Source organism: Deinococcus sp. YIM 77859, assembly GCF_000745175.1.
Classification (GTDB): domain Bacteria; phylum Deinococcota; class Deinococci; order Deinococcales; family Deinococcaceae; genus Deinococcus.
On the sequence record NZ_JQNI01000002.1, the window covers coordinates 2,252,407 to 2,264,898 of the forward strand.

Consider the following 12,492-nt stretch of genomic DNA (forward strand, 5'->3'; position numbering starts at 1 on the left):
GCGAGCCCTGCGGCAAGGGCCACCGCGCCGGAGAGCTGCCAGAGGGCGCGCTGAGGCCCCTGCCCCACGCGGGCTGAGCGGGTTCGGCCCCTGCCTCTTTCGGTAGGGGCGGTATGCTGAAGGTATGGCCCATGCCTCTGCCCTTCCCCCTGCCCCCGGCCCGCTGCTCGGCGGGCAGGTCATCGCTGTGACGGGTGCCGACCAGGGGTACGGCCGAGCGATCAGCGCCGCGCTGGCCCGCGCGGGTGCGAGTGTCGTCTTGATCGGCGGGAACAGCGAGACGCTCGCGGGTGCAGCCAGCGCCCTGGAACTGGCGGGCGGTACCGCCATCCCGATCAAGGCGGATGTGAGCGTGCCCCTGGACTGGATCAGCGCACAAACCCGCATCCTAGAGATTTTTGGCGCCCTGCACGGCATCGTACACCTGGCCGACAAGCGCACGCACACCAACTTCACGCTGCTCAGTGAGAACGAGTGGATGGATCTCTTTAGCTGCAACGTGAAAAGCAGCGTTGCCATCGCCCAGATTGTGCGCCGCCGCCAAACCGGGGCCTGGCTGACTCTCGTGGGGCCGCACCTGGACGAGCCGGGTCTGCAGGCGCACCCCCAGCGCGGGGCGCTGCGCGGCCTGGTTGAGCATGCCCACGACGAGGACTTGCGCGTGAACCTGGTGCTGCCCTCGCGGGCCAGCAGCGGTGACGAGGCCCTGGACCGTCCGTTGGCTGACGCGGTGCTGGCCCTCGCTATGCCGTCCCTGCGCCACCTGCGCGGCGCGGTGTTGGAGGTGCCGCTGCCCCCGGTGCCCAAACTCAGGGTCACGGAAGTGAACAGCCGGTGAGGTGCTGGGTTTGAAGTGCCCCTACTGCTCGGCCCCTGATTCCAGGGTGGTCAACTCGCGGCCCAGTGACGACGGGGCCAGCATCCGCCGCCGCCGCGAGTGCCTGCGCTGCAACCGGAGATTCACCACCTACGAACGCGCGCAGCTCGAACCGCTGATGGTGGTCAAACGCGGCGGCCAGCGCGAGGCCTTTAACCCCGACAAGCTGCTGCGCGGCCTCACCCTCGCCACCGAGAAACGCCCGGTGGACCCCGAGCGCTTGCGTGCCTTTGCCTACAGCTTTGAGGACGAGGTGCAGGCCGCTGAGATCGCCTCGGAAGAGATCGGCCGCCGTGCGATGACCTTCCTGCGCCCGCTGGACGACGTGGCCTATATCCGCTTTGCCAGCGTGTACCGCGACTTTGACAGCCTGGAACGGTTCATCGAGGAGATTCAGGGCCTCAAGGACCGGGGCGAGAGCTAAGGCTCATAGCCGCTCGATCACCGTTGCCGTGGCCATCCCGTGCCCGATGCACATCACCTGAAGGCCCAGCGTTCCCCCGGTGGCCTCTAGTCCGGCGAGCATCTTGGCGGTGAGCCCTGCGCCGCTTGCGCCCAGCGGGTGCCCGTGGGCGATGGCGCCGCCCCAGGGATTCACCTTTGCCGGATCGGCGCCCAGCTCGTGCATCCAGGCGAGGACGACGGAGGCAAAAGCCTCGTTGATCTCGATCCAGTCGAGGTCCGCGAGGGTGAGGCCGCTCTTGGCCAGGGCCCGGCGGGTGGCGGGCAAGACGCCCATCAGTTGCAGGGTGGGGTCATCCCCCACCGCAACCCGAGCGCGAAAGCGGGCACGAGGACGCAGGCCGTCTGCCAGGGCCGCCTCCCGGTCTCCCACCAGCACCGCTGCCGCCCCGTCGCTGATCTGGCTGGCGTTTCCGGCGGTTATCACGCCGTTTTTGCGGAAGGCGGGTTTCAGGGCGGCCATCTTCTCGGGGGAGACCTGCTCGCGCACGCCCTCGTCATACGTCAGGGTGAAAGCTTCACCCTCCGCATTCAGGCCGGGCGCGGGCAACAGTTCGGCGTGGAGGCTGCGGCTGGCTGCGGCGCGGCGGTGGCTCTCGGCCGAGTAGGCGTCAAGGTCGGCGCGGCTGAAGCCCCAGCGCTCCGCGATGCGTTCCGCGCTCTCGCCCTGGTGAATGAGGTTGACCTTGCCCAGCAGCTCGGGGTTCAGCCGCTCAAAGCCGCCGCCGATATCGCTGAACATCGGCGTGCGGGTCATGGACTCGACGCCCGCTCCCACCGCGTACGTCTGATCGCCGGCGTCTACGCCCTGGGCGGCAAAGTGAATCGCCTGCTGCCCGCTGCCGCACATGCGGTTGAGGCTGACCGCCGGAACCTCCTGCGGAAAGCCCGCCAGCATCACCGCGAGGCGACCGATGTTCGCGCCCTGTTCGCCCGTCTGGGTGACGGCCCCGGTCACCACGTCCTCCACTCGGGCAGGATCGAGTCCGGCGCGGTCCATAAGCCCCCTTAAGGCCAAGGCCAGCAGCGCGTCGGGCCGCACCTCGCGGTAGGCGCCGCCACGCCGAGCGTAGGGGGTACGAACAGCTTCCAGAATCACGGCTTCGCTCATCGGGGGGCCATCCTGATCGCCCCGTCTAGCCGGATCGTCTCGCCATTCAGCATGGGGTTTTCGAAGATCTGCCGCACCAGCCGGGCATACTCGTCCGGACGGCCCAGCCGGGGCGGGAAGGGCACCTGCGCGCCCAGCGAGCGCTGCACCTCCTGGGGCAACCCGGCGAGCATGGGCGTCTCAAAGATCCCCGGCGCAACGGTCATCACGCGGATGCCGCCCCGCGCGAGATCACGGGCGAGGGGAAGGGTCATCCCGGCCACTCCCGCCTTGCTCGCCGCGTAGGCCACCTGCCCGATCTGACCGTCAAAGGCCGCGACAGAAGCTGTGTTCACGATCACGCCGCGCTCACCATCCTCGTTCGGGGTGTTGTCCAGCATGGCCTGGGCGGCGAGGCGCACCACGTTGAAGGTGCCGATCAGATTGACCCGGATCACGCGTTCGAACAGGTCGAGTGGGTGGGGACCGCGTTTTCCAGCGGTGACCTCGGCGGGGGCGATGCCCGCGCAGTTCACCGCGCCGTGCAGCCCACCGAAGTGTTCCCGCGCCGTGTTGATGGCGGCCTTCACGTCGTCTTCACTGGTGACGTCCGTGCGCTGGAAGAGGCCGCCCAGCTCGCGGGCAAGCGTCTCCCCGGCCTCGGCGTTCAGGTCGAGCAAGACGGGCTGCCCACCCGCCTGCGCCACCATGCGTGCGGTGCCCGCGCCCAGCCCGGACGCGCCGCCCGTAATCAGGACCGTCTTGCCGCTCAGGTTCATGCGTCCTCCTGTGATCGACTTGCGCCCGTTCTGGCGCCTCCCCGCAGCAAAACCCCCGCGCGGGGCGGGGAGAGAGGAGCCGGTTAGCTGCGCCTGAGCCAGTGCTGCACCGTGCCCACCACGCCTCGGCGGAAAAACAGCACCACCAGCACAAACACCAGGCCCGTCACGATGCCGACCGGCAGATTGGCGGTGGTCAGCACGTCGCGCAGCAGCAGCACCAGGCCCGCACCGATCACCGGGCCGAAGAGGGTGGTGGTGCCGCCCAGCAGCGTCATCATCACGACCTCGCCGGACGTGCGCCAGTTGACGACCTCCAGGCTAACCACCCCGTGTCCAAAGGTGTACATGCTTCCGGCCAGGCCCGCCAGGGCCGCGCTGATCAGAAAGGCCGTGAACTTGAAGCGCAGGGGGTTGTAGCCGATGCTCTGTGCCCGCCCCTCATTGTCACGCACCGCCTGAAGCGCCTGGCCAAAGGGACTGCGAACCGTGCGGTAGGCAACAGAGAAGCCGACTGCGAACAGGACCAGGCAGAAGTAGTAGCGGGTGAGGGCGTCACTGAAGTCGAGCCCCAGGAAACCCGGCCGCGCGAAGCCCTGGAGGCCGTTTTCACCGCCGGTCACGTCCGTCCATTGCAGGGCCAGGAACGAGATCATCTGGGCAAAGGCCAGGGTGATCATGGAGAAGTAGATGCCGATGGAGCGCACGCTGAGGAACGCGATGGGCACGGCGATCAGCAGCGCCGAGGCCGTCCCGCCCAGCATGGCGACCGGCACGCTCTGGCCGTGCCCCAGCAAAAAGGCCGTGACATACGCACTCGTGCCCCAAAAGGCGGCGTGCCCAAAACTCAGCAGGCCCGAAAACCCAAACAGCAGGTCAAAGGCTACGGCAAAGAGGCCCCAGGCGAGGATATCGAGCGCCAGGACCGGGTAGATCAGCCGGGGCAGGATCAGCAGCACGGTCCCCAGGCCGATCAGCCAGGCGGCGCGGGTCAGGCGCTGGCGGTCCGTGCGGGTGGTGGTACGGGGAAGAGCGGTCATCTTGCCCCCTCCGGCAGTCCGAAGAGGCCGCTTGGGCGCACCAGCAGCACAGCCGCCATCAGGATAAAGACCAGCGTGTTGGCGATGGGCGGATAGAGCGCGGCGCCCACCGCAGCCAGCACGCCCACCGCAAAGCCTGTGACGATGCTTCCCAGAATGCTGCCCATACCACCGATCACCACCACCGCAAAGGTCGTGATGATCAGTTCGGCTCCCATGTAGGGCTCGACCGAATAGATCGGCGCGGCCAGCACCCCGGCCAAGCCCGCCAGACCCACGCCCACGCCAAACACGCCCGTCACCCACTTGCCCACGTCGATGCCAAAGGCCCGGGTGACGCTTGGGTTTTCGGTGCTGGCACGGATGATGGCTCCCACTCGGGTCTTTTCGATCACCAGCCAGGTGAGCAGGCAGATCACCAGGCTGAGCACAATCACGAACAGCCGGTACTTGGGAAACACCACAAAGCCCAGGTTCACCACCCCCGCGAGGGCGGCGGGCGGCGTGTAGGGCGCACTGGACACCGCGTACTGCGAAAGCATGACCTGCTTGACCAGATCCTGGGTGAGGAGGGTTAGCCCGAAGGTGAGAAGCAGGTTATAGCTGGGGTCCAGGCCGTACAGCCGCGAGAGCAGGGTGCGCTCCAGCACCACGCCCAGCAGCCCCACGAGGACCGGCGCGAGGATAAGCGACGGCCAGAATCCCAGCCCAAAGGCCTGCCCGAGCGCAAAAGCCGCAAAGGCGCCCAGCATGTACAGCGCCCCATGCATGAAGTTCACGATCCGGAGCATGCCGAAGATGACCGCGAGGCCGAGGCTGAGGAGCGCATAAAAGGCGCCGTTCACCAGCCCGTTAAACACCTGAATCAGGAGAAGTTGCGTATTCATGGCAGGTCTAGAGGTCGAAGGTCAAACCGTCGGGAACCTCTTCAGGCCGTTAGACGGTTTGACCGTTAGACCGTCCTTACATCCGGCACTTGCTCTCGGACAGCGGCATAAAGGCGCGTGCAGCGGGAATGGTGGCAATCTTGGTGAAGTAGTCCCCCGATTCCTTGGCTTGTGCCTTGGGTTTGACCTGTACGGTGTAGACATCGAGCAGCACGCGGTGGTCCTGCGGGCGTACGTAGGCGTTGCGAGCGAAGAAATCGCTGAAGCGGTGGCCTTCGAGGGCCTTGACCACCGCGTCGCCGTCGTCACTCTTGGCGCGGGCAACGGCCTGGAGATAGCTCATGGTGGCGGAGTAGACGCCTGCTTGTGCCCAGGTGGGCTTCTTGCCGAAAGCTTTCTCGAACTTGGCCGCCCAGGTTCGCGCCCGCTGGTCCATGTTCCAGTACCACGGCACCGTAGCGAGCGCGCCCGCAAAGGCGTCTTGCCCCAGGGCGGCCACGTCCGTCTCGAACAAGAGGCCGATGCCCAGACCGATCCCCTGCTGCCGCAGGCCGAACTCGTTGTACTGCTTGACCACGTTCACCAGGTCCGCGCCCGCCTGCATGGTGCCAAACACCTTGGGTTTGAGGCCTTGGGCCTTGAGCAGGTAGGAGGAAAAGTCGGTGTTGGGAAAGGGGGTGGCGTCACTCGGCGCGACCAGGCGGCCCTTGTTTTCCTGGATGGCCGCCGTCATCTGCCGGTTGAGGTCCTGACCAAAGGCGTAGTTGGGATAGATGATGTACCAGCTGTTGCCGCCGCGCTTGGTCACGGCGCTCCCGGTGCCGTTGGCCAGCATGTAGTTGTCGTAGGCGTAGTGGAACGTGTACCTGTTGCACTTCTCGTTCGTCAGGGCGGTGGTGCCGCCGGTCACCACCAGCGTGGGGACCTTCTTTTGCCGGGCGATCTCGGAGGCGGCGAGGGCCGCGCTGCTGGTCGGCAGGTCCACCAGCATGTCCACGTTCTGGCGGTCGATCATCTCGGCGGCCTTGTTGCTGGCCACGTCAGCCTTGTTCTGGTGATCCACGCCGATCACCTGCACCTTGCCCCTGAAGCTGGGGTTCTGTGCCATGAAATCGGCAGCGGCCAGCTGCGCGGCCTTGACGCTGCCCTGCCCCGAGAGCTCGGAGTACACCCCGGAAAGGTCGGTGAGAACGCCCACCCGCACCACGTTGTCCGAGAGCTTGAGGTTCTGCGCAAGCGCGACTGTCATGGCGGCGCAACAGGCGGTGGAACCGAGGACAGCCAGGGTCTTTTTCTGCATATTCATTCCTCCCGGTGGGATCTTTGTGCTGATGGCGACGGGCCCGCTCCCCTACACACTCAGGTACCGCAGCAGGTCGGCGCGGCGCGCCTCGACCTCGTCGGCGCGCACCTCGTCCACCACCTGCCCGTCCACGAGCACGTAGTGACGGTCGGCCAGACGGGTAGCAAATTTGAGGTTCTGTTCGACCAGGATCACGCTGAGGCCCTCGCGGCGCAGCTCCTGAAGCATGTCCCCGATGCGCCCCACGATCACGGGCGCGAGGCCCTCGCTGGGTTCGTCGAGCAGGAGGAGGCGCGGGCCACTGCGCAGCACCCGCACGATGGCGAGCATCTGCTGTTCGCCGCCCGACAGCTTGGAGCCGGGGTGGTGACCGCGTTCGCGCAGCACCGGAAAGGCTTCGAGGGCCCGCTCGGTGCTCCAGCCGCCGGGCCGCGCGGGGGGCAGCTCGAGGTTTTCGCGCACGGTCAGGCTGCTGAGAATCGCTCGCTCTTCCGGCACCCACGCGAGCCCCCGCGCCGCGATGCGGTGGCTGGGCAGCCGGGTGATGTCCTGGCCCTCAAAGGTGATCTGCCCGGTGCGGCTTCTGAGCACCCCCATGATGCTTTTGAGGGTGGTTGTCTTGCCCGCGCCGTTGCGCCCGATCAGGCTGACCACCTCGCCGGGCATCACCTGGAGGTTGACGCCGTGCAGGACGTGGCTCTGTCCGTAAAAAGCGTGCAGGTCGCGGACTTCGAGCAGGGGTGCCTGCGGCGAGGCGCGCCGAGTGGGGGAGACGGCAGGTGCGCTCATGCGTGCGCCTCCTCGCCCAGGTAGGCCTCGATCACGCGCGGGTCTTGCCGCACCTCGTCGTAGCGGCCGCTGGCGAGCACCTGGCCGTACTGGAGGACGGTGATGCGGTCAGCGAGCTCCGCAACGACACTCATGTTGTGCTCGACGAGCACGATGGTGCGGCCCCGTGCGACCTGCCGGACAAGCGCGATCACGCGGCTGACCCCCTCCGACCCCATGCCGCTGGTCGGCTCGTCGAGGAGCAGCACGCGCGGGTCCTGCGTGAGCGAGATCCCGATCTCCAGCTGCCGCTTCTCGCCGTGACTGAGGTCCGCCGCCAGCCGGTCCTGGGCGCCTTCTAGCCCCACGTCACTCAGGATCTGATCGGCGCGCGGTCCCAGGGCTTCTAGCCGCGAGAGGGGCGTCCAGAACTGCCCCGGCAGCCGAGTTGGGGCCTCCAGGGCGACGAGCAAATTCTCGCGCACCGTCAGGGTGGGAAAGACGCTGCTGATCTGAAAAGAGCGGCTCAGGCCCCGCCGCACGATCGCGTAGGGCGGGAGCATGTCGATGCGTTCTCCAAAGAGAAGAACCTCGCCGCTCGTCGGGCGCAGGAAACCCGACAGCAGGTTGAAGAGGGTGGTCTTGCCGGCCCCATTCGGGCCGATAATCGCGTGAATTTCTCCCGCCTGAACCGTCAGGTTCACGTCATTGGTGGCGCGAAATCCCCGGAAGTCCTTGACGAGGTGGCGAGCTTCTAAGGCGGCAGGGGCCGTCATGGCCTGTCGCCACTGTGCTTGTCCGGCCGACGAATGGACAACTCCTTGGGCATCCTTCCCCCTTTCTCCGAATTGTGGTGCAGGAAGAAGTCTAGCAGGGGTTGGTCACAGAGACGTGACACGGGCCGCCCACGGCACCAGCTCGCCCCGCTAGCGCTGCTGCAGGGCCCGCCACTCCCGGAAGGTCACCGGAAAGAGGGGCTCGGCGAGTTGGAGCAGTGCGCGGGCATACAGCCGGGTTTCCCACTGCGCGCCTTCGTGGTCGCGCAGCGCCAGAAAGTGCAGCAGCGAACGCACGTTGAAGGTGTAGTACGACTCGGTGTACAGGCTCAGGGGCAGCACACCGCGCGCCTGTTCCCGCGTCACGCCGAGCCGCAGCAGGGTCTCGTAGGCCGCGTAGGCGTGTCGCCACGCCGCCTCCCACACCCGCGCCGCCTCCTGTTGGTCGAGCGTGCCGTCGTCGTCCACACTCGCCTGCCGGTTGGAGGGGGCTTGCAGGCGAAAGGCGGACGGGGTGTAGTTCCGCTCCTGGAGCTCGACATAGCGGCCACTGATCTCGTTTTTGGAGACGCCGACGCGGTGGCGCACCAGCTGCCGATCCACAAAAATCGGACACACGATCTTGAAGGTGAGCAGATTATGTTCAAAAGGACTGCCATGCTGATGCTTCAGCAGGTAGCGGATGAGTCGCTCGTCGCGCTCGGAAAGCGGTGCGTCCGAGTCTCCGCCCAAGGAGACCCGCGCGGCATTCACGATCATCTTGTCGTCGCCCACATGCTGGATGAGGGTGACGGAACCGATCTGGTCCCCGAGGGGGTAGAGGATGGGGGAGGGAGGCGTGGTCATCCGCGCCAGCTTAACGCCCACCCGGGTCAAGGGGCGGTTCCGGATGAGGGGGGAGGCGGCCCGGCTCACCCGGCGTGGAGGGGCAGGAGGAGAACTTCAGCGGTGGCCGGAGCGGACGCGCACCGGGGCACGTGGCGGACCAGGACGCTCCTGCCGGGTGGCCAGCAGCAAGGGCAGGGTGATCACCAGTCCGGCAAAGAGCAGTTCCATGCATCAGTTTTGCAGTCCGCCTCTGACAGAAGGTTGACGGGCCCTAAGGCGGAGAGGCAAGCCGCGTGGGGGCGAGCGGTTCAAACGGGATGGACCGCGGGAAGGTCTATGCCTGCTGCCTCCAGCGCTGCCCGGAACTGTTCGGGGGTGACGGGAAGCACGCTGAGGCGACTGCCCTGGCGGGTCAGCGGCGAGTCCTGCCACTCGGGAAGCGTCCGCAGCACCGCCAGCGGCAGCACCGCCGGAAAAGCTCGCACCGGGGCGACGTCCACCATGCTCCAGCGCGGATCTTCCGGAGTGCTGGTGGGGTCAAAGTACGGGCTCTCAGGGTCGAATTGCAGGTTGTCGGGGTAGGCTTCCCGCACCACCCGCGCCACGCCCGCAACGCCGCTCGGCCGCGCGTTCGAGTGGTAGAAGAGGCAGAGGTCTCCTGCCCGCATCGCGCGCAGGAAGTTGCGCGCCTGGTAATTTCGCACGCCGTTCCAGGGTTCGCGCCCCACCCGCACAAGATCGGAGTAACCGAACACGTCGGGTTCGGACTTCAGAAGCCAGAAACGCGGCGGAGTGGGAGACATAGGGGAGAGGGTAGCGCCCCGGCCTGCCTCCGTGCCTTCCCGCACCCTGTCTCATCCGGGCCCGCTCTAGACTGGCGGCGTGCGCCCCCTGCCCTGGCTTCCCGTGCTGCTGCTGCTCGCGCTGGCAGCCTACCTGTTGCCGGAACGGTGGACGGCACCGGGTGCGGTGGAGACCGCCTCCCCGCCCGCCGTCCAGCAGACCCTGCCCAACTCGCTTCCCGAGAACACCCGGGAACTCTTTACGCGGTCGCGCCGGGCGGTCGTGCGGGTGGAGTCCCTGAACGCGCGTACGGGCGAGGGTGGGATCGGCACCGGCTTTTTCATCTCCGAAGACGGGCAGGTCCTCACTGCGTACCACGTGGTGGGCAGCGGGCAGCTCTTTCAGATCCGCACCCTTTCGGGCCAGACCCTGCCCGCCCGTGTGACTGCCTATGACGCGCAGGCCGACGTGGCGCTTCTCCAGGTGCGGGGGCGGGGGCCTTTTCCAGTGCTCAAGCTCGCCACCCGCCCGCCGCGCGTGGGCGAGACGGTCCTTGCCATCGGCAACAGCGGGGGCGACTTCTTGCAACCGCGCCGGGGCAGGTTGCTGCGGCTGGGGGCGGAGGCGGGCCGGGCCGACTTCCCGCAGGGCACGCTGGAGATGGACGCTCCCCTCGCGCCGGGCGACAGCGGCGGGCCGATCATCGACGGCAACGGGCAGGCCATCGGCGTGGTGAGCTATATCCGGCTGGATGGGAGCGGTCAGACCCGCGCCAGCTATGCGGTCCCCGTCACCGAAGGGAATGAACTCATCGCCGCACTGCGGCGGGGTGAGCAGCGGGACGTACCGGTGGTCGGACTAATCTTTGACATGCGTCACAGCGGCTTCACAGACCCGCCCGGCGGCGTCGTGGACCGCATCGCCCGTGGCAGTCCCGCCGCCCGCGCTGGGCTGCGCGGCGCGACCTTCGACCGAAATGGAAACCTGACGGGCCTCGGGGACGTCATCGTCCGCGTGAACGGTCAGCGCACCCGCGACGCCAACGAGGTGATCAGCGCCATTCGCCGCGCCAAGGTCGGGGACACCATCACGCTGGGGTACGTGCGGGACGGACAGGAACGGGAGGCCCGCATCGAGCTGGTCGGCATGCGCACCCTCCCTGATCTGAACTGAGTGTCCCCACAGCCTGATGCGGATGTGGTTGAACGGGAATGCCATCCCTGTAGGACTCCGTATGGCCTTCACGCGCATCCGGCCCCCTACCACGCTCCTTCCAGCGTGATTCGGAACGCGCCCCCCAGGCTCTGTCCCGGCAGAAGCGTTCGCAGGTCGGTGCCGCTCACGCCCCGTGCGGCAAGGTTAAAGGCGTCGGTCGCGTGCGTGACGGGTTCCAGCGCCAGGCTGCCATCAGGCGCCGTAAAGACCACCAGATGCGAATACACCGGGTCAGCGGTGAGGCTCAGGGCCCGGCGCTCGCCGCTGGTGCTGGTCCAGTCCAGGCGGGCCACACCGTTCCAGGCGGTATACACGCGGTCGAGCTGCCTGTCCCCGACGGGTGCAGGCGTTCGGTAGTCCTCGTCCGGGCGCAGCGGGCGCGCGCCCCCGGTGGGGAGTTGCCGTTCGTCCGTGTCGTAGGTCAGGGCCGCCTCAAAGCCGAGACGCGGGTCTATGCCGTCCTGCCAGCGGGTAAAGTAGGGGTGCAGCCCCATTCCAGCGGGCATCTCGCTCGTGTCCACATTCGTCAGCGTCACGCTGGTGTCGAGGTGCGGGCCGTGCAGGAGGTATTCGACACGCGCCGTAAAGGCCCAGGGCCAATTCATGTCGGGAAAGGCTCGGCTGTCGAAGTCACAGCGGAGGTGCGTTTCCGAGACGCGCGTGACCTCCCAGGGCCGGTTGCGCACGTCGCCGTGCTGGGCGAGGCCGTCCTTGGTGGTGGGGCGAAGCTGCACCTCGCGGCCCTGAAAGGAGAAGCGGGCGTCCCGGATGCGGTTGGAGTAGGGCAGCAGCGTAAAGCTGGCACACTGGCTGCTGGTGTTGACGTCGGCCAGGTTCACGTGGCGCAGCACCGGACGGCCCGATGCCGCGCGCAGGTTTAGGACGCTCGCGCCGACCTCGGGGAGCACCTCCAGCGTCAGGTGTGCGCTGGCGATGCGCTCGACCTGCCAGGTCATTTTTTTCCCCGTGCCCGCGCCGCCTCATACAGCAGGATGCCCGCTGCGACCGAGGCGTTGAGGCTTTTGACCTGTCCGCGGGTAGGAATGCGGACCAGGGCGTCACATTTCTCGCGCACCAGGCGGCGCAGACCCTCGCCTTCCGCGCCGATCACCAGGGCCACCTTGCCGCTCAGGTCGGTCTGGCCCACGTCCTGCGCGGCCTCGCCCGCCGCACCGTAGACCCACACGCCTTCCTCCTTGAGCCCATCGATCAAGCGGGGCAGATTTTTGGTCTGCGCGACCGGCAGGTAACTCGTGGCACCCGCCGCCGTTTTGGCGACCACCGGGGAAAGGGGCGCGCTGCGGCGTTCCTCCACCACGACGCCGTGTGCCCCCAACACCTCCGCCGAACGAATGATCGCGCCGAAGTTGCGGGGATCGGTGATGCCGTCCAGCAGCACGATCAGGAGGTCTTCCCCACGCGCCTCGGCCCGGTCGAGAATGTCGTCTACCGTCGCCCAGGCAAGGTCTTCAACCTCGGCGATCACCCCCTGGTGTGCCGTGGTGCCCGCGAGCTGGTCGAGCTCGATGCGCGGGGCAAAACGCAGGGGCACGTCAAATGCCCCCAGGTCGCGCACGAACGCCTCCTCGACGCCGCGCGCGACCAGTACCTCCTTCACGCGCCCTTCCTTGAGGGCTTCGAGCACCGGGTTCCGTCCGTACAGCAGCATGGAGGCAGTCTAGCG

The 12,492-nt window shown here is 67.4% G+C and carries 14 protein-coding genes; 3 read left to right on the forward strand and 11 right to left on the reverse strand.

The window, feature by feature from the left end:
- The first annotated feature begins 124 nt into the window (after window positions 1-124).
- Together EI73_RS11075 and nrdR are read left to right on the forward strand one after the other, a co-directional pair.
- Window positions 125-838 carry an SDR family NAD(P)-dependent oxidoreductase gene (locus EI73_RS11075; RefSeq protein WP_051935497.1) on the forward strand — a complete coding sequence of 238 codons (714 nt, stop codon included), beginning with the start codon at window positions 125-127 and terminating at the stop codon, window positions 836-838.
- Window positions 839-848: 10 nt separating this feature from the next.
- Window positions 849-1,301: a transcriptional regulator NrdR gene (gene nrdR, locus EI73_RS11080; protein ID WP_034388147.1), complete on the forward strand. Its 453-nt coding sequence runs from the start codon at window positions 849-851 to the stop codon at window positions 1,299-1,301.
- 3 nt (window positions 1,302-1,304) lie between these two features.
- Here the strand turns inward: nrdR and EI73_RS11085 are convergent, their stop codons facing one another.
- The 9 genes from EI73_RS11085 to EI73_RS11125 form a co-directional block, all read right to left on the reverse strand.
- The gene (locus EI73_RS11085; RefSeq protein ID WP_034386737.1) at window positions 1,305-2,450 is read right to left on the reverse strand and encodes a thiolase family protein; all 1,146 of its coding nucleotides are present in this window, start codon (window positions 2,448-2,450) and stop codon (window positions 1,305-1,307) included.
- Entirely contained in the window at window positions 2,447-3,208 is a 762-nt protein-coding gene (locus EI73_RS11090; protein WP_034386739.1) for a 3-hydroxyacyl-CoA dehydrogenase, read from the reverse strand. The genes EI73_RS11085 and EI73_RS11090 overlap by 4 nt, the downstream gene beginning before the upstream one ends.
- An 83-nt stretch (window positions 3,209-3,291) precedes the next feature.
- On the reverse strand, window positions 3,292-4,248 hold the full coding sequence (locus EI73_RS11095; RefSeq protein ID WP_034386741.1) for a branched-chain amino acid ABC transporter permease: 957 nt from the start codon (window positions 4,246-4,248) through the stop codon (window positions 3,292-3,294).
- Entirely contained in the window at window positions 4,245-5,135 is an 891-nt protein-coding gene (locus tag EI73_RS11100; protein ID WP_034386742.1) for a branched-chain amino acid ABC transporter permease, read from the reverse strand. Before EI73_RS11100 ends, EI73_RS11095 begins: the two co-directional genes overlap by 4 nt.
- Before the next feature lie 76 nt (window positions 5,136-5,211).
- Window positions 5,212-6,441, reverse strand: a complete 1,230-nt coding sequence (locus tag EI73_RS11105; protein WP_231557323.1) for an ABC transporter substrate-binding protein — start codon at window positions 6,439-6,441, stop codon at window positions 5,212-5,214.
- Window positions 6,442-6,486: 45 nt separating this feature from the next.
- Window positions 6,487-7,227, reverse strand: a complete 741-nt coding sequence (locus EI73_RS11110; RefSeq protein ID WP_051935498.1) for an ABC transporter ATP-binding protein — start codon at window positions 7,225-7,227, stop codon at window positions 6,487-6,489.
- Window positions 7,224-7,982, reverse strand: a complete 759-nt coding sequence (locus tag EI73_RS11115; protein ID WP_034386745.1) for an ABC transporter ATP-binding protein — start codon at window positions 7,980-7,982, stop codon at window positions 7,224-7,226. Before EI73_RS11115 ends, EI73_RS11110 begins: the two co-directional genes overlap by 4 nt.
- A gap of 150 nt (window positions 7,983-8,132) precedes the next feature.
- On the reverse strand, window positions 8,133-8,828 hold the full coding sequence (gene thyX / locus EI73_RS11120) for an FAD-dependent thymidylate synthase (RefSeq protein WP_034388153.1): 696 nt from the start codon (window positions 8,826-8,828) through the stop codon (window positions 8,133-8,135).
- A 290-nt stretch (window positions 8,829-9,118) separates the two neighbouring features.
- Window positions 9,119-9,613 carry an EVE domain-containing protein gene (locus tag EI73_RS11125; RefSeq protein ID WP_034386746.1) on the reverse strand — a complete coding sequence of 165 codons (495 nt, stop codon included), beginning with the start codon at window positions 9,611-9,613 and terminating at the stop codon, window positions 9,119-9,121.
- A 79-nt stretch (window positions 9,614-9,692) separates the two neighbouring features.
- On the opposite strand from EI73_RS11125, the gene EI73_RS11130 reads away from it, so the two are divergent.
- Window positions 9,693-10,766, forward strand: coding sequence for a S1C family serine protease (locus EI73_RS11130; protein WP_034386748.1), 1,074 nt, complete (start codon window positions 9,693-9,695; stop codon window positions 10,764-10,766).
- An 86-nt stretch (window positions 10,767-10,852) separates the two neighbouring features.
- On the opposite strand, the gene EI73_RS11135 is transcribed toward EI73_RS11130, so the two are convergent.
- Both EI73_RS11135 and rlmB read right to left on the reverse strand, forming a co-directional pair.
- Window positions 10,853-11,764 (reverse strand): aldose 1-epimerase, encoded by a 912-nt coding sequence (locus tag EI73_RS11135; RefSeq protein WP_034386750.1) that lies wholly within the window; start codon window positions 11,762-11,764, stop codon window positions 10,853-10,855.
- A complete protein-coding gene (gene rlmB, locus EI73_RS11140; RefSeq protein ID WP_034386752.1) occupies window positions 11,761-12,477 on the reverse strand; it encodes a 23S rRNA (guanosine(2251)-2'-O)-methyltransferase RlmB in 717 nt (238 codons plus the stop codon). Before rlmB ends, EI73_RS11135 begins: the two co-directional genes overlap by 4 nt.
- Window positions 12,478-12,492: the final 15 nt, after the last annotated feature.